Below are 21,384 nucleotides of genomic sequence, written 5' to 3'. Positions count from 1 at the left end.
GAGCTACTACTCGACAAGGAAAACCCGATGAGTGAAACACTTCCCGTCCCGCACGGCCTTCCGCAGCATCGCGACGCGGGTCCCTTCGATCCGCCCAGCGAGATCACCCGGCTCCGCGAGACCCGTCCCGTCAGTCCGCTGATCTTCCCCGACGGTCACGAAGGCTGGGTCGTCACCGGCTACGAGGCGGTCCGCCGGCTCCTGGCCGACACCCGGTTCAGCTCCCGCCAGGATCTCGGGATCGTCCACGTGGCGTACGAAACTCCCGGCATGCCCGTGCAGACCGAGCCGTCGCCGCAGATCCCGGGCCTGTTCGTCGCCATGGACCCGCCGGATCACACCCGGCTGCGGCGCAAGCTGACCGGCGCTTTCACCGTCAAGCGGATGAAGCAGCTCGAAGAGCACATCATCGAGATCACCGAGCGGCGGCTCGACGAGATGGCGCGGCTGACTCCGCCGGTCGACCTGGTCACGGAGTTCGCGCTGCCGGTGCCCTCGCTGGTGATCTGCGAACTGCTCGGCGTCCCGTACGAGGACCGGGCGACCTTCCAGGTCAACTCGGCCCAGTTCCTGGTCAAGGACCAGGAACTGGAGCAGAAGATGGCCGCCTACGGTGCGATGACCTCGTACCTGGCCGAACTGGTCATGCGCAAACGCGCCGAACCCGGCGAGGACATCCTCTCCGATCTGGCCCGCGACGAGGACCTCGGCATCGAGGAGCTGGTCGGCATCGCCTTCCTGCTGCTGCTGGCAGGCCACGAGACCACCGCCAACATGCTCGCGCTGGGCACCTTCGCGCTGCTCGAGCACCCCGAGCAGGCGGCCGAACTGCGCGCCGACCCGGAGCTGGTTCCCAACGCCGTGGAGGAGCTCATGCGCTACCTGTCCGTCGCCGACATCTTCTATCGCTACGCCACCGAAGACATCGAACTGTGTGGGGAGACGATCGGCAAGGGGTCGACCGTCGTCGTCTCACTGCTGGCCGCCAACCGTGACCCCCTGCGCTTCGACAACCCCGACGCCCTCGACGTGCAGCGCACGGCCCGCGGTCACGTGTCCTTCGGTCACGGCGTCCACCAATGCCTCGGCCAGCAATTGGCCCGCATCGAGATGCGCGCCGGCTTCGCCGGACTGCTCCGCCGCTTCCCGACCCTCGAACTCGCCGTTCCCGCAGGTGAAGTGAAGCTCAAGACCGACATGAACATCTACGGAGTCCACGAACTGCCGGTCACCTGGACGGACCGCTAGTGATGACGACGATGCGAATCTCGGTGGATCGGGAGCGCTGCATCGGCGCGGGCATGTGCGCCCTGCTCGCGCCGGCGGTCTTCGACCAGGACGATGACGACGGCCGGGTGCGATTGCTCGACCCGGCACCGCGGGGCGTTCACGCGGCGGTGCGGGAGGCCGTGGAAGCGTGCCCGTCCGGTGCGCTCACGATCGGCGAGTCCTGAGACACCCACGCCAGGGTCTCAGAGCCGCGCTACGCAGACGACGAATTTGCGCTGGTTGTAGACGAATCCGAGATTGCCCGACTCGCATTGGTTGGCATCGGCAACGCCATGCTTGACCTCCAGCACCTTCACGCCCTCGGTGGTGCCCCCGGTGGCGCAGTCGATGTGCGTCGGCTTCTTCTCGCCGAGCTCCAGGCAGCCGCCGACCACCCAGTCGATGTCCATGCACAACGCACCCTGCTCGACCGAGCCGACACGCTCGCTGTAGGTCTGATCGGTGTCGGTCGGGCAGGTGCCGCCCGCGGCCGCCTTGTCGAAGATCTTGTAGCTGGAAGGGGCACTGCCGCAGGTGGTCTTCTCGACCGTGACCTGCTCGCCCGCACCGTCGGCCACCACGCAGTCACCGACGGCCAGCTGGATCGCGATCGGCGTTTTGGCGGCCGAGCTGAGAGTGGCGACGGGGGCGGGTAGCTGAGGTTCGACCGGCGCCGATGGCGTGTTCGTACCCGATGCGGCTGCCGCAGTCACGTTCTCGGCCGGATGCCCGCTGCCCGCGATGTCGTCCGAGGTCAGGGATATCGCGGCCACCATCACCACGGTTGCGAGCAGAGCGGCTGAAGCGATGAAGACCGTCAGGACTAAACCGGCTTGAACACGTTGGCGTGACACGGACAGTCCTCCAGAGCTTTACTGTTGCACCTCGAATCAAGCAAATGCTTACACCATGTGACGCGCGCTCGTCGAATCACCAGTTCGGTCAAACGGATTCGGTCAAACGACTAGGTCACGATCCGGCAACGATGCGCGGCCAGGTCTGGCCGATTGCCATTCTCTGCCACAAGCTTCGGACGCTGTACAGCTGCTCGCCATTCGGTCATGCCGACCGGAGGTACCCGAGAAGGAAATGTCAGTATGAAGTTCGGCCCGTTGATCCCGGCGACCCTCCTGGCCGTCGCGGCCGTTGGCATCGCTGCGGGGACTGTGAATGCGAAACCGCAGGACAATCAGGATGTTTCGACGTCCGGCGTCGATCATGGCGTCGCCTACCACACCGTTGTCTCCGATTTCTCCAAGGTCGTCACGACCACCGTGGACCACGGCAAATTCGAACTGACCGACAACGGTGGCAAGGTGTCGTTGAAGTCGGATAACGGTGTCGTGATTACTGAAATACCGCTGACTTACATTGTTTCCGAAAGTCGCATGGCGGTAGCGCAGGAAATCAGCGACGACGGCCGAAAACTCACCCTTACCCCGAAAGTGACCGCGCAAAACATCGGCGAGATGCAGCCCATCAACTCGATGGGACGCCTTGCCGCCGAGGTCAATCAGAACGTGGTCGGCGTCGTCGTCGGCGGACTGCTCGGCGCCCTGATCGGAACCGTGCTCGGCTTCGGTTTCTTCAGCATCATCACCGGGCCCGTCGGCCTGGTGGTCGGTGCGATCGCCGGTGGCGCCATCACGGGTGGCCAGTCGTTCATGGATGCGGTGACGGCGGTCGTCAGCGGCCAGCCCTGATCGCGTCACCATACGGAAACTGCCACCCCTGGCCGCATCGGGACGCGACCAGAGGTGGCAGTTTTCGCAGGGGTTGTCAGCTCTTGACGAGTTCCGGCGACTCGGGTTCGCCGGACTGTTCCGGAGCATGAGCACCGTGCGGGTTGTCGGAGCGGTTCGGCAGCAGGACCGCCATCGCGATGACGATCAGGGCCAGGCCTGCCGAGACCAGGAAGGCCAGGCGCATGCCCTCCAGGGTGGCGGTGGTCGGGTCGGTGCCGTCGGCGATGAGCGAGGTGCTGCGGGCCGACATGACCGTCACGACCAGGGCGGTGCCGAAGGCGGCCGCCACCTGCTGCAGGGTGCCCAGCATCGAGCTGCCGTGCGAGTACAGGTGCATCGGCAGGGCGCCGAGGCCGAGGGTGAACACCGGGGTGAACGCGGCGGCCAGCGAGACCATCAGCAGGATGTGCAGACCCAGCAGCTGCCAGTACGGCATGGTCATCGAGATCTGGGTGAAGCCGGCCAGCGACACGGCGATGCCGATCGAACCGGGGATCACCAGCGCGCGGCCGCCGAACTTGTCGAACAGGCGGCCGACGGTCGGGCCGAGCAGACCCATCGCCAGACCACCCGGCATCACCAGCAGACCGGTCTCCAGCGGGGTCAGGTGCCGCAGATTCTGCAGGTACAGCGGCAGCAGGATCATCGAACCCATCATCGCCAGGAACGCGATGGCCATCAGGACCAGCGCCTTGGCGTAGGTGCCCGACAGCAGGACCCGCAGGTCCAGCAGCGGGGTGCCGTTGCGCTGCAGCTGCACCTGACGCAGCGCGAACGCGGCGATCAGGGCGACGCCACCGGCCACGATCAGCGCCGGGGTGGTGTAGCTGCCGCTGTGGAACTTGCTCAGACCGAACACGAGTCCGCCGAAGCCGACGGCGGCCAGGAACACGCTGGGAATGTCGAGCACGCCGGGCCGCGGTTCACCGACGTTCTCGAGCTGCCGCAGACCCAGCCAGGTGACCACACCGGCGATCGGCAGCATCACCACGAACAGCAACCGCCACGAGTCGAGCGCCGGGATACTGATCTGCAGGATCAGGCCGGAGATGACCGGGCCCATGGCGGGCGCGACCGAGATGGCCAGCGTGACGTTGCCCATCACCCGGCCGCGATCCTGCTCCGCCACGACGGTCATCAGGGTGGTCATTAGCAGCGGCATCATCACCGCGGTGCCACCCGCCTGGATGATGCGGCCGATCAGCAGCACCGCGAACGTCGGCGCGAGCGCCGAGAGCACGGTGCCCGCGATGAAGACACCCATCGCGACCGCATAGGCCTGGCGGGTCGTGACCCGCTGCAGGAACCAGCCGGTGGTCGGGATGATCGCGGCCATCGTCAGCATGAACGCGGTCGAAACCCACTGCGCGGCGACCTCGGTGACGCGCAGATCGCTCATCAGCCGCGGGATCGCGTTGATCATGATGGTTTCGTTGAGGATGACGACGAAGGTCGCGAGCACCAGCACCCGGATGACGGTCGGTGTCCGGCCTTTCGTCATCGGCGGGGATAGTTCGGCTGGCATCGGGTACCTCCAGAAGCAGGGGTCGGCAGGGCGAGCGGTGGCCCGAGGCCGAGTCGACTGTGTCCAACTCATCGGGCGCGGGCCAGTATTCCGCTCACCACCGACACAAATCACCTTGTTTTCGCCGCGAGCACCGCGACGGCATGGTGAAAACGCGCTGCTCGAGTGGGCTTCTCACCCGCCGATCCGGCTGATGGTGAGCCTGGTCACTCTCCCAGATCCTGCGCCGGGAAAGGACTCGCCAAAACGCGTGTGGCTGAGTGTGTGCGCCGACCCGACGGGGTATACCGGATCAGTGACTACATCGAGAGTGTGGCTTGCTGTGGTGTGCGCGATCGTGGCCTCGCTGGGCGGTGTCCAGGCGAAGGCCGATCCGGGGTCGTACGTGGCGGGGGAGGCGCCGCTCGGCGGGCCGGCCGCCCGGATCGATGTGTACTCGCCCGCGATGGGCCGGGTGATCCAGAACCGGGTGATCAAGGCGGCGGGTGCGGGAGCGCCCACGCTGTACCTGCTCACCGGCTTGGGCGGCGGCGACGACGGGATCTCCTGGTGGGACGACACCGATGTGCGGCAGTTCTTCGCCGACAAGTTCGTCAATGTCGTCATGCCGGTCGGCGGCGCGTTCACGCTGTACACCGACTGGATCGCCGACGACCCCGGCGTCGGCCGGGTGCGCTGGGAGACCTACCTGACCGAGGAACTGCCCGGCGTGATCGACGGCGCGCTGGGCACGAGCGGACGCAATGCCATCGCCGGCGTATCGATGAGCGCGTCCTCGGCGCTGGATCTGACCATTCGCGGCGGTTCCCGATTCGCCGCCGTCGCCGCGATCAGCGGTTGTCCCTGGGCGGCGGACCCGCTCGGGATCGGCATGGCCAGTGCCCAGGCCGTCCGCGGCGGCGGCAACCCGGGCAACATGTGGGGCGTCCCCGGCGGCGCGGTCTGGCGCGAACACGATGTCTTCGCCAACGCGGGCAGGCTCGCGGGCAAGACGATCTTCCTGTCGGCCGCCACCGGCCTGCCCGGCGGCATCGACCGGGGTCTGCCCATGCCGCCGGTCGAAGCGATCGCGGGGGCGTGCACAGCCGCCTTCGCGAGCCGCCTGGGTCAGCTCGGTATCCCGGCTACCTACGTCCACCGGCCGACCGGCTCGCACACGTGGGGCCAGTGGGAGGCCGACCTGCACGAGGCCTGGCCGCACCTGGCCGCCGCCATCGGGGCCTGAGCTCAGGCCTCGACGGTGGCCGGTCGTTCGACCGGCGCGGGCGCCTCGGCAGCGGGTGTCGTCGGCGCCGGTTCGGGCGCGATCTCGGTGTCGCGCTTGCCTCGCCGGAACCACCACTGCAGGACACCGATGCCGATCAGCGCCAGCAGGGCGCTGGTGAGGCTGATCGACAGGCCCGGCGGCCGCCAGGTGACGGTGAGCTGGGCGTTCTGGGTGCCCGGCGGGATGTCGACGGCGACGAAGGTGCCCGCGACCGCCTTGGTGGGGATCTCGCGATCGCCGAGCGTGGCGGTGTAACCCGGCCAGGCCAAGCGGGACAACACGACCCGGCCGCCGGTGCCGGAGGACACGGTGGCCCGGTTGGTCAGGCCCGCCTCCGGCATCACGGTCGCGTGCACACCCGACTCGTGCGCGATGAGGTCGCCGGGGGAGGGCAGCGGGTTGACCCGCTCGAGCACCCAGATCTGCTGTTCATGACCGGGGTAGTGGACGAACTTCCAGCCCGCAGGAGCGGGCTTCTCGCCCGCGTCGGGGTACTGGGCGCGTTGCAGGACAACACGATCCAGCCGCATCAGATCGACGACCGGGGTATCGGTCGACGGCTCGACCGCGAACACCTTGCGATACGCCTCGGGGCAGGTACCGCCGTCCCAGGCCATGCACAGCAACCCGGCGAACGCCGCGTGCCCGACGGGGGTGTAGCCGTTGACGTACTGCAGGCCGAGGTTCTTGGCATAGCTGCCGAGCGCGATCGAACCGTAGGTTGCCGCGAGTGTGCGCTCCTCGTCGCGCACCATGATCCGGTCGGCCAATTGCAGTGTGCGGCCGCCGAAATCGGGGAACGCGGCGGTCATCTCGGAGCGGCGTTCGGGGAACCCGTACGACATCGGCGTCGCGGGCGCCGCGGCCACCTGCGCGTAGGCGATGGGGAAGGTCGCGACGATGGTCAGCGCGGCGGCGGCGGCGACTCCGCGGGTACGCGCCAGCCAGACGACGCCGGCGCCCAGCGCGACCACCACGACCACCGCGAGCACATGCCGTTCGAGGAGTTTCGGTGCGGCGGAGAACGATCGGACGAACAGCAACCCGATCAGCGCGCCCGCGGCCGCGTACCGGCGCCGGGACGCGGCGAACACGCCGTAGCGGCTGACCAGCACGCACACCAGTACCAGCAGCGCGATCGCCAGCATCGGCAGCACCCTGGCCGGCCAGCGCAGCGGACCGATCGCGCCCGGCCCGGCCGTCCACATCAGCGCGGCGACGGCGAACAGCGCGATCCCGCTCCAGTCGGCGGCGGCGCGCGCGGCGGCCTTCCAGTCGATGAAGGCCAGCGCCGGGATCACGAACCACGCGATGTAGACCATCGGCAGCGGCTGCACATGGCCCCACCAGGCGGTGAACGCGGGCACCGTGCTCGGCAGGCTCGCATTGAGCGATTCCGACCACGGCACGGTCAGGAACGGGTCGTTGTGGATGGTGGAGACGTCACCGCGCCAGGTGGCCTGCGAGGACAGCAGGATCGGCAGGTTGGCCACCATCGCGGCCAGTACCGCGAGACCGGACGCGGTGAGCAGCCGCAGCACCGGCGCCCACCGGCGCTGGTACAGGTACTCGCCCGCGGCGACGGCGACGATCATCAGGCCGGATTCGACGGCGGGGAACGCGTATTGGATCGTCAGCGCCAGGTACAGGAACACGAACAGCGGGATCGGCCCGGTCCGTCCCCGCGCGTACAGCACGGCCGAGGCCCAGGCGTGCACGAGCCAGGCGGTGCCGGTGTGCGAGGTGAACCAGCTGGCCTCGTCGAAGAACAGGAACCAGCCGCTGAACGGGAACGCCACGCCCGCCACCGCGGCCCAGGGCGCGCGGGCGCCGTAGGCCAGGCAGATCCGGAACACGCCGAGCGCCGCGATCGCGGAGAACACCAGCTTCACCGCGGTCGCGTACACCGCGAGATTGTCGAACGAGGGCGCGAGCAGATAGACGAGCAGCTGCGGCGGGTTGTAGAGCCCGGCCTCCTCGAGGCTGTAGTTGCCCGCCATCCATTCCCACGGCACCATCGCCGGGAACCGGCCCGCCCGCAGTTCGGTACCGAGCAGCTGCCACATCGGCACGTATTGCGCCTCCGTGTCATCGGTGTAGAAGTGCCGCGGGTCGCCGAGCAAGACCGCGAGATAGCCGGCCAGTACCGCGATCACGACGATGATCGCCCACTGCACCACTAGCTTTCGCGGTTCGAATGCCGCGCGTACCCACACGAGCGCGGGAGCATAGGGCATAGACGTGAATCGAACAATACGTAGGGATCTCACGGCGTGGTGGTGGACGTTTGTCCAGCTCAGGTGTGGTTAGGTTGGGGTAAGAACAACTCGGTGTGTCACCGCTGTCGGTGATCGAAGTTGATAGCATGGCGCAACCGAGCCGACCCTTCGAGAGAGTCATCAATGCAGTTCGAAATCGTCGAGCGGGACGAGACATGGGTGGCCGGTCTACCGGTCCGTAGTCCCAAGCGCGCCCTCGGTGAGCTGCGCGACCGGGATCTCGAAGCCGCGTGGTCGGCCGTCCTGCACCAGGACCTCGGCGGACCACTGGCCAGTGCCTACACCGACTACACCGGTGAGCTGAGCACCTACAACACCCAGATCGTCGGCTACCAGTGCGATTCGCTCGACCAGGTGACCCGCGGACATCTGGCGGCCCGCCTGCCGCGCGGCACCTACGCGCGCTTCTCCTCGGTCGGTAACTTTCCGCAGGTGATGACGGATCTGTGGACCCAGATCGCCTACGCCGAGGAGCACAACCAGATCAAGCGCACCTTCACCGGCGATTTCGAGTGCTACCCGCACGCGTACAAGATCGACCTGTATCTGGCGGTCGATCCGCGATGACCTACACGATCGTCGTGCGCGGCAGCGCACTCTACGGGGGCCTGGCCGTGCCGCGGGTCCATCCGAGCTTCAAGGTCAGCAACAGCGATCTGATCGAGTTCCTCAAGGACCGCCTGCGCGACCGGCCCGGCGGCGGCGAACCGCTGCACACGGTCTATGTCCCCGACCCGGCGGGCAACTGGAACGCGCTGGTGGCGCGGGAATACGCGACCCCGGACGACGTCCCGGTCGGCGATCTCATGGTGCGGGTGCCCCGGGGCATCTACGCGCGATTCGCGCCCAACGGCGATTACCACGATCCGGTCGAGGACGTGTGGGCGCAGGTCGACGACGCGACGGCGTCGGCGGAGATCTCGCGCGCCTATCGCGAAGAGATCGAGGTCTGGCACGGTCCGGACACCGTAGAATTGTTCGTTTCGATCACGGCCGATAGCTAGAAAGTAGCCAGATTCGAACCGGTCGGTCTCGATTATGCCAGTATCGCTCTGAGCACCCATTCTGACCTGCGGAGACTTCACCGGTAACACAGGGTTTTCGGAAAATTAGCCACTCGCCTGGTGGATTCCATTCGGATGACGGATACTGCACGGGTCGGCATCGGTAGGACGTCGGCCGCGCGCGGGCGCGTAGCACGGAGCTAGGAACACGATGGCTGTCGAAGCAGCGCGCAACGACGCGTGGTTGCGGCGCGTTCACCGCGGCGCCGGACGACCCGCGACGACGCGGTTCGTGGTTCGGACCCGTCGATGATCGAACCGGACCCGCTGACCGCGGATTACCGCCCCTTTGTGCTCGATCCGGCCGATCACGCCGACGCGGCAACCTTGCGGCAGCTGGCACAATCGGCCGGCATCCGCCGATACGACCTGCGCGCCGGTCTACGCGCCGAACTGGCCGAGCTCACCGGGCCGCCGCCCGGACTCGATCCGGGCGAGGAACGGTGGGTCTACTACCCGTGGCGGCACGCGCTCGTGGCGGTCCTCGGCCCCGCCGCGTTCCGGGCGATCCGGACCGACCGCAACCGCAACAAGCTCACCCGCGGTGAACAGCAGCGCCTGGCGCAGCTGACGGTCGGTGTGGTCGGGCAGAGCGTCGGCCATTCGGTCGCGTACACGCTGGCGCTGGAAGGCGCGTGCGGACTGCTGCGGCTGGCCGACTTCGACACCATCGAGCTGTCGAATCTGAACCGGGTGCCGGGCGGGTTGTTCGACGTCGGCGTCAACAAGTCCGTCGTCACCGCCCGCCGGATCGCCGAACTCGATCCGTATCTGCCGGTCGAGATCTGGCCGACCGGCGTGCTGATCGACACGGTCGACGAGTTCCTCGACGGGCTCTCGGTGGTGGTCGAGGAATGCGATTCGCTCGACATCAAATTCGCGGTCCGCGAGGCCGCGCGCAGGCGGCGGATCCCGCTGCTCATGGACACCAGCGACCGCGGCCTGTTCGACGTCGAACGCTACGACCTCGAACCCGGCCGCGAGCCCTTCCACGGCCTGCTCGGCGCGACCACCGGCGCCCAGCTGGCCGACCTGGACACCAAGGCCAAGGCGCCGCACGTGCTGCGCATCCTCGACCCGGGCCAGCTCTCCTCGCGGATGGCCGCCAGCCTGGCCGAGGTCGGCGAGACCATCACCACCTGGCCACAATTGGGCAGTGACGTGCAGCTGGGCGCGGCCATCGTGACCGCGGCCGTACGCCGGATCGGGCTGGGCGCCAAGCTGTCCTCCGGCCGGACCCGCGTCGACCTCGAGGCAGCGCTGGACTCGCTGGCCGAACCCGGCTACCTCGACGAGGGCATCGACACCGTGCCCGAGCTCCCCGCCGACGAGCCCCCGGCCGATCCTGTCGCGGCGATCCTCGCCTGCGCCCAGCGCGCGCCCTCGGGCGGCAATGTGCAGCCGTGGCGATTGCGCGGCGAACCGGGGCTGATCGAGATCGCCCTCGATCCCACCGGTTCCACCGCGATGGACATCGAGCTGCGCGGCAGTGCCGTCGCGGTCGGCGCGGCACTGCACAACGCCCGCGCCGCCGCGGCCGCGCACGGCCTGCTCGGCGAGCCGCACTGGCGTGTCGACGACCCGGCCGCACCCTTGCTCGCCCGGCTGCGGCTGCGCGCGGGCACCGACCCCGACCTGGCCGCCGACTATCCCCTCGCCCTGGATCGGCACACCAATCGCCGTCTCGGCGCGACGACGCCGTTACCGGGGACTGTGGTGCCCGCGCTCGGCACCGCCGCCGCGGCCGAGGACGCCACCGTGTACGCGATCACCGGCGCGGACGCGCTGGCCGAGGCGGCCGCGCTGCTGGGCGCCAGCGACCGGATCCGCCATCTCACCCCCCAGCTGCACGGGCAGCTCTACGCCGAATTGCGCTGGCCAGGCGACGATCTGCGCACCGGCATCGACGTGCGCACGCTCGAACCGGCGCCGGACGAACTGGCCAAACTCCAGGTCGGCCGCCGCACCGATGTGATGGACCGGCTGCGCGAGTGGTCGGCGGGCGCCACGCTCGGGGAATCCACCGTCGACCGGGTGCGGGCCAGCTCGGCTCTGGTGGCGATCGGCTTCCGCGCTCGCGCGGGGGGTATCCCGGATCTGGCCGACTACGCGCGAGCCGGTGCCGCGGTGGAAAGAGTGTGGCTACGGGCGCATCTGCTGGGGCTGGCGGTGCAGCCGGTGTCCCCCGTGTTCCTGTATGCCGACCGACGCGAGGATTTGCGCAGCGTTTCTCCCGAGTTCACAGATACACTTGCCAGCATTCAGAGGCGTTTCCAGGACCTGATGGGACTCCCTGAGGATGAGAACGTGGCATTGGTTCTTCGTCTGAGCTACGCCGCGGCTGCGAGCGTTCGCAGTCGACGGTTGCCGGTGCCCGGCAGTAGGAACGACGGATAGCGCGGATCGGAGACAACGTGCCTCGGCAAACGCTCGACTCACTGGTGACGCAGGTCGCCTCCGAGTTGATGGGTGTCGACGCCACGACCATGGTGGCGGCGAGCGAGCGGGTGCTCGCCTCCCTTGTCGATCATTTCGACGTCGACGTCAGCTATCTGCGCCACACCGACCGGGCGCGGCGCGCGACCGTCCTCATCGCCGAATGGCCGCGCAGGCTCGACGTCCCCGATCCCGACCCGCTGCACACGGTAGAGTTCGAGCACGCCGACTCGGTTTTCCGTGCCCTCGAATTCGCGACCGAGCCGCTGATCGTGCGCCCCGGCCACGACAGCGCCGACTACCAGGAGACGATCCGCAAGTCCTCGGGCATACCCGAGGTGGCCATGGCCTGCGTGCCGCTGGTCTCGCGCGGCGAGTCGACCGGTGTCCTCGGCTTCGTGAAGATGGGCGACCGCGCCTGGTCCAAGCGCGAACTCAATGTCCTCAAGGCCATCGCCGCGCTGTTCGCCCAGTTACAGGCGCGCGTGGTCGCCGAGGAGAAGCTGCGCTACATCGCGCTGCACGACGATCTGACCGGCCTGGCCAACCGCCGCGCCCTGCTCGAATACATGGAGGAGCGGCTGCGCGCGGGCGAACCGGGCCCGGTCGCCACGTTCTTCCTCGACCTGGACCGGCTCAAGGCGCTCAACGACTTCCTCGGCCACAGCGCGGGCGACAACTTCATCCGCACGCTGGCCCGCAGACTCAAACAGAACCTCGAGCCCAGCGACATGATCGCGCGGCTCGGCGGCGACGAGTTCGTCATCGTGCCCGCGGCGCCGATGGACGCGGTGGCGGCCGAACTCGAGGCGACCCGGATCCAGCAGCTCATCGGCCGCCGCGTCTCGGTGGGGCAGGAGTCTGTCAGCCGCGGGGTGAGTGTCGGTGTCGCGCTGGGCATTCCGGGGGAGACCTCGGTGTCGGACGTGCTGCGCCGCGCCGACCATGCCCTGCTGTCGGCGAAATCCGGTGGCGGCAACGGCGTCGCGGTGTTCACCGACGCCATGCGCGCGCAGTTCGAACTCCAGGACGATGTGGAGCTGAATCTGCGCAGCGCGGTGTCCGACGGCTCGCTGGTGCTGCACTACCAACCCGAGGTCGACCTGCGCACCGGCCGGATCGTGGCGCTGGAAGCGCTGGTGCGCTGGCAGCACCCGACGCGTGGACTGCTGCCGCCGGGCGCCTTCGTCTCGGTGGCCGAGGCCACCAACCTGGCCGGTGAACTCGGCCGGTGGGTGATCCGTTCGGCCTGTTCGCAATTCGCCGACTGGCGCCGCCGCGGGCTGGCCGCCAATGTGGTGATCCGGATCAACGTCTCGCCGGTGCAGCTGGTCAGCGCCGATTTCGTCGAGCGCATCGAGGACATCCTTCGCCTCTTCGGGATCGACGGCAGCTCGGTCTGCCTCGAGATCACCGAGCACGTCGTCGTGCAGGACCTCGTGCGGACCAGGCTCACCCTGCGCGGCCTCAAGCGGATGGGCGTGCAGATCGCCATCGACGACTTCGGCACCGGCTACAGCTCGCTGTCGCACCTCAAGGCGCTGCCCGTCGACGCGGTGAAGATCGACCGCGGTTTCGTGCAGCGCCTCGGCGACAGCAACGACGACCTGGCGATCGTGAAGTCGATCATCGGCCTGGCCGGCTCGTTCGGGCTCGGCGTGGTCGGCGAGGGCGTCGAGACGCCGATGGCGGCCAGGACGCTGGTCGGCCTCGGTTGCTATCGCGCGCAGGGCTTCCTCATCGCCCGGCCCATGCCGGCCGAGGAAGTCGAGGCGCAATTGCGGGAAGGGCGCATCCCCCTCGACCTCGATCTGCCACGCGCGGGACGCGGCGTGGCGCCGAACTGATCGCGGCGATGCCCGCCGGGGAGTGGCTGCTGATCGAGACCCTCGTCGAGGAGCTCGACCCCACCGTCGTCGCGGACGGCGCGCAGGTCAGGCAGTGGGCCGGACCGGTGTGGCTGCACCGCAAACTCGGGCAGGCGCGCGCGGGTGTCGCCGCCGCGGCGGTGCAGCGCTGCCGGGCCGATCAGACCTCGGTGCGGGAAGAGACCGACGGCCTGCTGGTACTGGCCGAGCCGGTCCGCTGCGCGTTCGACGGGGTCCACGGTGTCCAGCTGTGGGCCGGACCGGTGGCGGAGCCGGTGCCGCCGCGGCGGCAGGTGGCGGCATGGGACTGGGAGGCCGACACCGAACTCGCCTACCACGGACCGGGTCTGGAGGAGCTCATCTTCGCCCGCCATCCGGCCGAGGTGCGGGTGGTCCGCACGCCGCCGGACGCCTTCGGCCGGATGGTGCGGTTCGACGGCAGGGTCGAGTACTTCGCGATGGCCACCGGGCTCGTGCCCGGCGGTCACTGGCAGGGCGAGGTCGACATGCTGGGCGACGACGACGCGGTGCGCAGGTTCCAGATGATCGCCAGGGCCGCACCGCGGCTGCGCCGGGTGAGCGGCCTGATGCACGCCGTCCCCGAACACGACGGGGTGCCCGACCCGGATGTGACCATGCTGCGCGCGGTCTCGCAGCGCAGCGGTGTCGGTGTCGGCCTCGTCGAGCTGTCCAGCGCGATCATCTACGAATGGGCCGCCGAACCGCTGCCCCCGCTGGACCGGTGGGCGGTGGAACGGCCCACCGTCGACCCGGGCGACCTGGCCGCGTTGCGCGCCGCCTGCACCGATGTCGCGCGCGAGCCGGGGACGGCCAGGCGGCTCGCGCTGCGGGTCCGCTTCGCCGAGGGCGAGTGGATCACCGCGCAGGCCGAACTGGTCGCGATGACCACCGCCGCGTCCGGACACGGCCTGCTGCGGGTCTGGTTCGAGGACGCGCCGGAGTCCGGTTAGCCGCATCTTTCGCGGCTGTTCACGCGCTGTTCCACGGGCCGGTTCCAGGGGGCACCCGCGTCGCTGAACGATCGGGGAGTGCGCATCGTGCAGCTCGCCAACTTCTACGGCCCGCGATCGGGAGGGCTGCGCACCGCCTTGCACCACCTCGGCGAGGGATATGTCGCGGCGGGCCACGAGGTGGTGCTGATCGTGCCGGGGCCGCGGCGCAGCGAGGAAGTGCTGTCCACCGGCGCACTGCGAATCACCTTGCCCGCGCTGGCGATTCCGTGCACCGGTGGTTACCGCGCGGCCGATCCGCGGCGGGTGGCCGATGTGCTCGGCGGGCTGCGGCCCGACGTGCTCGAGGTCTCCGATCGGCTCACCCTGCGCGGTTTCGGGCGCTGGGCCGGGCGACGCGGGGTCGCGAGCGTGATGATCTCGCACGAACGGCTCGACCGGCTGCTCGGCCAGTTCCTCCCCGGGCCCGCCGCCCGCCGCTTCGCCGACGTCGCCAACCGGCGCACCGCCGCCGACTACGACATGGTCGTGTGCACGACCGACTTCGCCCGCGAGGAATTCCAGCGGATCGGCGCACCCAATGTGGAGTTGGTCCCGCTCGGCGTCGACCTCGACCTGTTCAGCCCGCGCCGCCGTGACCACCGGCTGCGCGCCGACCTCGGCGTCGCCGGGCATCCGATGCTGGTGCACTGCGGCAGGCTGTCGGTGGAGAAGCGGGTGGATCGCAGTATCGAGGCGGTCGGCGCGCTACATCGGGCCGGTGTCCCCGCCCGGCTGGTCGTCGCGGGTGACGGCCCGCGGCGTGAGTCGCTGGAACGCCGCGCCCGCGCCATGCCCGCTCTCCCCGGCGGCGAACCGTCGGTCCACTTCACCGGATTCATCAGCGACCGCGCGATGGTCGCGAAACTCCTTGCCACCGCCGATGTCTCACTCGCCCCCGGCCCCCACGAGACCTTCGGCCTCGCCGCCCTGGAAGCCCTCGCCGCAGGCACCCCCGTCGTCGCCAGCCGCTCCTCGGCCCTCGCCGACATCGTCACCGCCGACTGCGGCGCCATCGCCGCCGACCGCCCCCGCGCCTTCGCCCAAGCTGTCACCGACGTCCTCGCCATGCCCACCACGGGCCGCCGCAAAGCCGCCCGCACCCGCGCCGAACAATTCACCTGGCCCCGAGCGGTCGCAGGCATGCTCGCCGTCCTCGACCGGTGAGCTGTCCGGACTACTCGGCTGAACGTGCGGCCAGTACTGCTTCGTACAGGTCCTTGCGGGAGGCGCCGCGGCCTGCGGAGACTTCGGCGCAGGCGTCCTTGAGGCGCATGCCGCCCGCCACGAGCGTTTCCACCTCGGTGACCAGGTCGGCCGCGTCTGCCGAAACCGGTTGGGCGCCTTCGAGGACAACAGTGATCTCGCCGCGGGCGCCCTCGACTGCCCAGGCGGCGAGTTCGGCGAGGGTGCCGCGGACGACTTCCTCGTAGGTCTTGGTGAGTTCCCGGCAGACAGCGGCGCGGCGGTCGGGGCCCAGGACCGTGACGGCGTCGGCGAGGCAGTCGGCGAGGCGGTGTGGCGCCTCGAAGAAGACGCAGGCGCGCTGTTCGGAGGCCAAGGTACGCAGCCACTCCCGGCGCTGGCCGCCCTTGCGCGGCGCGAAACCGTCGAAACAGAAGCGCTCGACCGGCAGGCCGGACAGTGCCAGGGCGGTGGTGACCGCGGACGGGCCGGGCAGGCAGGTGACCGGAAGATCGCGTTCGACCGCGGCGGCGACCAGCCGATAGCCGGGATCGCTGACCGACGGCATGCCCGCGTCGGTCACCAGGAGCACGGTGAGCCCGCTCGCGATGTCGTCGAGCAGGGCGGGGATGCGGGCCGTCTCGACATGGTCGTAGAAGCTGACGATCCGGCCGGTGATCTCCACCCCGAGCGCCTTCGCCAGCGACTTGGTCCGGCGGGTGTCCTCGGCGGCGACCACATCGGCCGAGCCGAGCGCGTCGCGCAGTCGCTGCGACGCGTCCCCGATGTCGCCCATCGGTGTAGCCGCTAAGACCAACACAGTGTTGTCCAGCCTCTCCGGTATTTTGGCCGTACCGATCGAGTGCGGCGGCGGGGCGTGCGTGCGGTGTTCGGCCATTCTGTCAGGCGGGCCCGTCGCGCCGGATCGCGCATCTACAGGGAAACGAGGGGGGACGGTGTCGGGTCGGACTTCGGTGGGCGCACCGCCTACGATCGGGGCGTGATCCCGGTGACCGAAACGCGCGCGATGCCACCGTCGCGGTCGGCGGCGTTGGTCGCGCCGGCTCCGCTGCGGCCTGCCCCCGACTTCGGCCCGCTCGACACCGCCCGTGGCTGGGCGGTCACCGCCGTGCTCACGGTGATCGCGGCGATCACCCGCTTCGCGAACCTGAACTACCCGACCGACGCGCGCACCCCCGTCTTCGACGAGAAGCACTACGCGCCGCAGGCCTGGCAGATGGTGACCGGCGGCGGCGTGGAGGACAACCCGGCCTACGGGCTGGTGGTGCATCCGCCGGTCGGCAAACAGTTCATCGCGATCAGCGAGGCCCTGTTCGGTTACAACGCGTGGGGCTGGCGCGGCACCGCGGCCCTGGCGGGCACCGTCCTGGTGCTGCTGGTGATCCGGATCGTGCGCCGCATGTCGCGCTCGACGCTGATCGGCGCGTTCGCCGGCATCCTGCTCATCGCCGACGGACTGACCTTCGTCTCCTCCCGCATCGGCATGCTCGACATCTTCATGGCGCTGCTGGTGACCGCCGCGTTCGGCTGTCTGATCGTCGACCGCGACGAGGTCCGTGCCCGGATGGCCGACGCCGACCTGGCAGGCCGGATCGGGATCACCGACTGGGGACCGCGACTCGGCGTGCGCTGGTGGCGCTTCGGCGCCGGTGTGCTGCTCGGGCTGGCATGCGGCACCAAATGGTCGGGCCTCTACTTCATCATGTTCTTCGGGCTGCTGAGCGTGGCCTTCGACGTGAGTGCCCGGCGCGCGTACGGGGTGCGCAGGCCGTGGGTCGGCACGCTGGTCCGTGACGTGGGCCCGGCGCTGTACGCGCTGGTCGTCATTCCGCTCGTGGTGTATCTGTCCTCGTATTGGGCCTGGTTCGCCAGCGAGAACGGGGTGTATCGGTACGCGGTCGGCAACCAGATCGGCACCGGCGGCCCGTTCTCGTTCGTGCCCGGCGCATTGCGCTCGCTCTGGTACTACCAGGGCGAAACCCTGGACTTCCATTCGAGTCTCACCAACTCGGCGGGCAACCACCATCCGTGGGAATCCAAGCCGTGGACCTGGCCGATGGGCCTGCGCCCGATGCTCTACTACTACGCCGACGGCACCGTCACGGGCTGCGGCGAGGCGCAGTGCGTGAAGGCCGTGATGGCGGTCGGCACGCCCGCGCTGTGGTGGCTGGCGCTGCCCGCCCTCGGCTGGATGGTGTGGCGCTCGGTCGTGCGCAAGGACTGGCGCTACGCGGCCGTGCTGGTCGGCTACGGTGCCGGCCTGCTGCCCTGGTTCCTCACCCTCGACCGGCAGATGTACTTCTTCTACGCGGTGGTGCTCGCGCCGTTCCTGGCGATGGGCGTCGCGCTGATCCTCGGCGACATCCTCGGCTCGGCCCGGCCGGCGGGGATACCGCGCAGTCCGACCGGAACCTACCTGCCCGCCCCCGTGAACGAGCGGTACGCGCTCGGGCTGCTCATCGTCAGCATCTACCTGGGCTTGGTGATCGCGAACTTCGTCTGGCTCTGGCCGATCCTCACGGCCCAGCCGATCAGCCCCGCCAGCTGGCAAGACCATCTCTGGCTACCCAGCTGGCGCTAGCGCTCAGCTGTCCAGTGTGCGCCGGACGAACTCGAGTGCGTCGGCGTCGGTGAGACCCAGGCGGCGGATCGTGTTCACATAGTCGACGGCCGCGCGGCCCGCGATATCGCGGGTGGGGTCGCCGGAGGAGGCGATGAAAGAGCCTTGGCGGCCCCGGGTTTCGAGGACGCCGTCAGCCTCGAGTTCGCGGTAGGCGCGGGCGACGGTATTGGGGGCGATGCCGAGATCGGCGGCCAGCGCGCGGACGGTGGGGATCTTGGTGCCCGCGGTGAGCGTGCCCGCGCGGACCTGTTCGATCACGGCCGTGCGCAGCTGCTCATACGGCGGCTGAGCGGAATCGGCGGACAGCTCGACGTGGAACATGATCGCTCACACCTCCTCTCGGGCCAGTGGGCAGGACATGCAGCGCGGACCGCCACGGCCGGAGCCCAGCTCCGACCCCTGGATCGTGAGTACCTCGACCCCGGCGTCGGTCAGGCGCGAGTTGGTCATCTCGTTGCGTTCGTAGGCGACGACCACGCCGGGCGCGAGGGCCAGGGTGTTGTTGCCATCGTCCCACTGCTCACGTTCGGCGGCCGGCCCGTCGCGGCCGGTGTCGATCACCCGCAGGCGCGCGATGCCCATGGCGGCGGCCGCGGCGGGCAGGAACGGCTCGGGTCCGGTGATGCTGATCCGGTCCAGGTCGCCGCGCCCGGAGAAACCGTCTTCACGGCGGATCGTGAAGGCCTGCAAGGATTCCCGCACGCCCGGATACATCACCACCGCGTCGGTGTCGACCATCGTGCACACGGTGTCCAGGTGCATGGTCGCGCGGTTCTGCGCGATCGGCACCACCAGCACGGTGTGGGCGAGATCGTCGTCGAAGAGGCTGCGCGCCAAGGCTTCCGCGCCCGCGGGCGTGGTCCGCTCACCGACGCCGACCGCCACCACGCCCGGCGTGAGCAGCAGTACGTCACCGCCCTCGATCGGCGCGGTGTGCGATTCGTAGGCCCGGCGCACGCCGAGGAAGCGCGGGTGGAAGGCGTAGACGAGATCGGTGATCGAGGTCTCGCGGTGCCGGGCGGGCAGGGCGAGCGAGGTGATCGCCACCTTCGGCCCGACCCAGAACGAGGAGTCTCGGGTGAACAGCAGATTGGGCAGCGGGTCGATGACGAAATCGGCGCCGTGGTGCATCCGGCGCACCAGCGAGGTGGTGTCGGGGCCGAAGGGCAGTTCGTCGAAGGTCATCCCGGCCATCAGGATGTCGGCGAGCTCGCGCGCCTCGAATTTGCGCAGTTCGGCGGCGAGCTGGTCGGCCAGGCCGTGCCCGAGCCTGCGGGCATCGACGGCGGCGGAGATACCCTGGATTCTGGCCGCCCCGCTCACCTCGAGCGTGTCGGCCAGCAGCTCGGACAGCAGCAGCACCTCCACGCCACGTTCGCGCAGCAGGGCGGCGAAGGCGTCGTGCTCGGCTTGGGCGCGTTCCACCCACGGAATGCCGTCGAAGAGCAGCTGATCGTTGTTGCTCGGGGTGAGCCTGCGCAGTTCGTCGCCGGGCCGGTGCAGCAGCACCGTCCGGAGCGTGCCGACCTCGGAGGTGACGGCCAGGCGGGAGTCGGGGGCGGTTCCCATGCGGAAACCGTAATGCGAGGAGCCCGTGTCGGCATGGAAGACCCGCAGACCTGGCCAGGGAGAGTCCAGCCGTTTTCGTACACGACACGAAAACCTCAAGTATTGTTGAGGGCGAAAACGGGAGGAGCGCAGATGACGACGGCCGATTGGCAAACGAAGGAGCTGACCCCCGGGCAGCTATCCGAGCGTAGTGGAGTTGCAGTGTCCGCGTTGCACTTCTACGAACGCGAAGGTCTCATATCGAGTCGTCGAACCAGCGGCAATCAACGTCGCTACGCTCGCGAAACTCTGCGCCGGGTCGCCTTCATCCGGATCTCGCAGCGGGTGGGGATCCCGCTCAGTGAGATCCGGTCGGCGCTGGACCGGCTCCCCGAGGGGCGCACCCCCACCCGTCGCGACTGGGAAACCCTGTCCACCACGTGGCGCGAGGACCTCGACGACCGCATCACCCAGCTCACCCGCCTGCGCGACAACCTCACCGGCTGCATCGGCTGCGGCTGCCTGTCGCTGGGCTCGTGCAAGCTCGTCAACGAACACGACCGCCTCGGCTCCGAAGGCCCCGGCGCGCGCGTGCTCGATGTGCAGCTGAACTGCCCGCCGCGCACCGGCTGCGTCTAGTCCGGCGGCACGGACGCTCGCGGTGCGGCATCATCGCGGTATGACCTCTCTGGACGCGAAAGCGAAGACTCTGCTCGAACTGCACCAGCCGGGTGACCCGGTGGTGCTACCGACCGTGTGGGACGCGTGGTCGGCGAATATCGCTGTGGCCGCGGGTTTTTCGGCATTGACCATGGGTAGTCATCCGGTTGCCGACTCGGTCGGGCGCAGTGACGGTGAGGGGATGACCTATGACGAGCTGCTCGCGCGCGTCACCCAGGTGACCGGGGCGGTGGACGTGCCGGTGTCGGTCGACATCGAATCGGGGTACGGGCTCGAGCCAGGGCGGCTCATCGACGGACTGCTCGCGGCGGGCGCGGTCGGGCTCAATATCGAGGACACCGTGCACAGCGAGGGCAAGCGGCTGCGCACTCCCGAGGAGCACGCCGAGCTCGTGCGCGGGTTGCGCGTGGCCGCCGACGCGGCGGGGGTGCATGTGGTCGTCAACGCGCGCACCGATCTGTTCCTGCGCCAGGACGGTGCCGAGGCCGACCGCGTCGACCGCGCGATCGCCCGGCTGACACTGGCCGCCGAGGCAGGCGCCGACGTGCTGTACCCGGTGGGCAGGCATGCCGACGACGTGCTGCGCAGGCTCACGAGCGAACTGCCGTTGCCGGTCAACGCGATCGGGCAGCCGGGGACTCCGGCCAAGGACCACTTCGCCGAACTGGGCGTCGCCCGGATCAGCTTCGGGCCGTTCCTGCAGGCCGCGCTGGGCGCCGAAGCGAGCAAGCTGCTCGCCGCCTGGGCCTGACGCGCGGAGGTGGGGGGCCGCGGGCTGGGGGGGGCCCCCCCCGCTTAAAGCATGGGGGGGGCCGTGGGGGGGGTCCCCCCCCGCGCCGGGGGGCGGGGGCGGAGAGGGGGGC

The 21,384-nt window shown here is 69.4% G+C and carries 19 protein-coding genes; 13 read left to right on the top strand and 6 right to left on the bottom strand.

Going from position 1 to position 21,384, the window contains the following annotated elements; translation table 11 throughout:
* Positions 1-27: 27 nt before the first annotated feature.
* Both ACFVAV_RS01935 and ACFVAV_RS01930 read left to right on the top strand, forming a co-directional pair.
* Positions 28-1,248 (top strand): cytochrome P450, encoded by a 1,221-nt coding sequence (locus tag ACFVAV_RS01935; RefSeq protein ID WP_379028539.1) that lies wholly within the window; start codon positions 28-30, stop codon positions 1,246-1,248.
* Positions 1,249-1,250: 2 nt separating this feature from the next.
* Positions 1,251-1,454 carry a ferredoxin gene (locus tag ACFVAV_RS01930; RefSeq protein WP_379028537.1) on the top strand — a complete coding sequence of 68 codons (204 nt, stop codon included), beginning with the start codon at positions 1,251-1,253 and terminating at the stop codon, positions 1,452-1,454.
* Between the two features lie 18 nt (positions 1,455-1,472).
* Here ACFVAV_RS01930 and ACFVAV_RS01925 read toward each other — a convergent pair whose 3' ends face one another.
* Positions 1,473-2,123 (bottom strand): hypothetical protein, encoded by a 651-nt coding sequence (locus ACFVAV_RS01925; RefSeq protein ID WP_379028534.1) that lies wholly within the window; start codon positions 2,121-2,123, stop codon positions 1,473-1,475.
* A gap of 243 nt (positions 2,124-2,366) precedes the next feature.
* On the opposite strand from ACFVAV_RS01925, the gene ACFVAV_RS01920 reads away from it, so the two are divergent.
* Complete coding sequence (locus ACFVAV_RS01920) at positions 2,367-2,972, top strand: hypothetical protein (RefSeq protein WP_379028532.1); 606 nt, start codon at positions 2,367-2,369, stop codon at positions 2,970-2,972.
* Between the two features lie 76 nt (positions 2,973-3,048).
* Here the strand turns inward: ACFVAV_RS01920 and ACFVAV_RS01915 are convergent, their stop codons facing one another.
* On the bottom strand, positions 3,049-4,539 hold the full coding sequence (locus ACFVAV_RS01915) for an MDR family MFS transporter (protein WP_379028530.1): 1,491 nt from the start codon (positions 4,537-4,539) through the stop codon (positions 3,049-3,051).
* Between the two features lie 295 nt (positions 4,540-4,834).
* On the opposite strand from ACFVAV_RS01915, the gene ACFVAV_RS01910 reads away from it, so the two are divergent.
* Positions 4,835-5,764: an alpha/beta hydrolase gene (locus ACFVAV_RS01910; protein WP_379028528.1), complete on the top strand. Its 930-nt coding sequence runs from the start codon at positions 4,835-4,837 to the stop codon at positions 5,762-5,764.
* Positions 5,765-5,766: 2 nt separating this feature from the next.
* Here ACFVAV_RS01910 and ACFVAV_RS01905 read toward each other — a convergent pair whose 3' ends face one another.
* Entirely contained in the window at positions 5,767-8,043 is a 2,277-nt protein-coding gene (locus ACFVAV_RS01905) for a hypothetical protein (protein ID WP_379028526.1), read from the bottom strand.
* Between the two features lie 165 nt (positions 8,044-8,208).
* On the opposite strand from ACFVAV_RS01905, the gene ACFVAV_RS01900 reads away from it, so the two are divergent.
* From ACFVAV_RS01900 to ACFVAV_RS01875, 6 genes are all read left to right on the top strand, one after another.
* Entirely contained in the window at positions 8,209-8,652 is a 444-nt protein-coding gene (locus ACFVAV_RS01900) for a GyrI-like domain-containing protein (protein ID WP_189025953.1), read from the top strand.
* Positions 8,649-9,089, top strand: a complete 441-nt coding sequence (locus ACFVAV_RS01895) for an AraC family transcriptional regulator (protein WP_379028524.1) — start codon at positions 8,649-8,651, stop codon at positions 9,087-9,089. The genes ACFVAV_RS01900 and ACFVAV_RS01895 overlap by 4 nt, the downstream gene beginning before the upstream one ends.
* A gap of 309 nt (positions 9,090-9,398) precedes the next feature.
* Entirely contained in the window at positions 9,399-11,546 is a 2,148-nt protein-coding gene (locus tag ACFVAV_RS01890; protein ID WP_379028522.1) for an Rv1355c family protein, read from the top strand.
* A 68-nt stretch (positions 11,547-11,614) separates the two neighbouring features.
* On the top strand, positions 11,615-13,432 hold the full coding sequence (locus ACFVAV_RS01885) for a putative bifunctional diguanylate cyclase/phosphodiesterase (protein WP_379029905.1): 1,818 nt from the start codon (positions 11,615-11,617) through the stop codon (positions 13,430-13,432).
* An 8-nt stretch (positions 13,433-13,440) separates the two neighbouring features.
* Positions 13,441-14,424 carry a GAF domain-containing protein gene (locus tag ACFVAV_RS01880; protein WP_379028521.1) on the top strand — a complete coding sequence of 328 codons (984 nt, stop codon included), beginning with the start codon at positions 13,441-13,443 and terminating at the stop codon, positions 14,422-14,424.
* Positions 14,425-14,502: 78 nt separating this feature from the next.
* Complete coding sequence (locus ACFVAV_RS01875; RefSeq protein ID WP_379028519.1) at positions 14,503-15,630, top strand: glycosyltransferase; 1,128 nt, start codon at positions 14,503-14,505, stop codon at positions 15,628-15,630.
* 10 nt (positions 15,631-15,640) lie between these two features.
* On the opposite strand, the gene rsmI is transcribed toward ACFVAV_RS01875, so the two are convergent.
* Entirely contained in the window at positions 15,641-16,546 is a 906-nt protein-coding gene (gene rsmI / locus ACFVAV_RS01870) for a 16S rRNA (cytidine(1402)-2'-O)-methyltransferase (RefSeq protein WP_379028517.1), read from the bottom strand.
* Positions 16,547-16,675: 129 nt separating this feature from the next.
* Between rsmI and ACFVAV_RS01865 the strand changes: the two genes are divergently transcribed.
* Positions 16,676-18,250: a dolichyl-phosphate-mannose--protein mannosyltransferase gene (locus tag ACFVAV_RS01865; RefSeq protein WP_379029903.1), complete on the top strand. Its 1,575-nt coding sequence runs from the start codon at positions 16,676-16,678 to the stop codon at positions 18,248-18,250.
* 3 nt (positions 18,251-18,253) lie between these two features.
* On the opposite strand, the gene ACFVAV_RS01860 is transcribed toward ACFVAV_RS01865, so the two are convergent.
* Together ACFVAV_RS01860 and arcA are read right to left on the bottom strand one after the other, a co-directional pair.
* Positions 18,254-18,613, bottom strand: coding sequence for a GntR family transcriptional regulator (locus ACFVAV_RS01860; RefSeq protein ID WP_379028515.1), 360 nt, complete (start codon positions 18,611-18,613; stop codon positions 18,254-18,256).
* A gap of 6 nt (positions 18,614-18,619) precedes the next feature.
* Positions 18,620-19,861, bottom strand: a complete 1,242-nt coding sequence (gene arcA / locus ACFVAV_RS01855; protein WP_379028513.1) for an arginine deiminase — start codon at positions 19,859-19,861, stop codon at positions 18,620-18,622.
* Positions 19,862-19,993: 132 nt separating this feature from the next.
* Between arcA and soxR the strand changes: the two genes are divergently transcribed.
* Together soxR and ACFVAV_RS01845 are read left to right on the top strand one after the other, a co-directional pair.
* Entirely contained in the window at positions 19,994-20,479 is a 486-nt protein-coding gene (soxR, locus tag ACFVAV_RS01850; RefSeq protein ID WP_379028511.1) for a redox-sensitive transcriptional activator SoxR, read from the top strand.
* Between the two features lie 40 nt (positions 20,480-20,519).
* On the top strand, positions 20,520-21,272 hold the full coding sequence (locus ACFVAV_RS01845) for an isocitrate lyase/phosphoenolpyruvate mutase family protein (RefSeq protein ID WP_379028509.1): 753 nt from the start codon (positions 20,520-20,522) through the stop codon (positions 21,270-21,272).
* Positions 21,273-21,384 lie beyond the last annotated feature (112 nt).

The organism is Nocardia sp. NPDC057663 (genome assembly GCF_042799895.1).
Taxonomy (GTDB): domain Bacteria; phylum Actinomycetota; class Actinomycetes; order Mycobacteriales; family Mycobacteriaceae; genus Nocardia.
The sequence above is the reverse complement of the archived record's forward strand: the minus strand, read 5'-3'. Positions and strand labels throughout refer to the sequence as shown.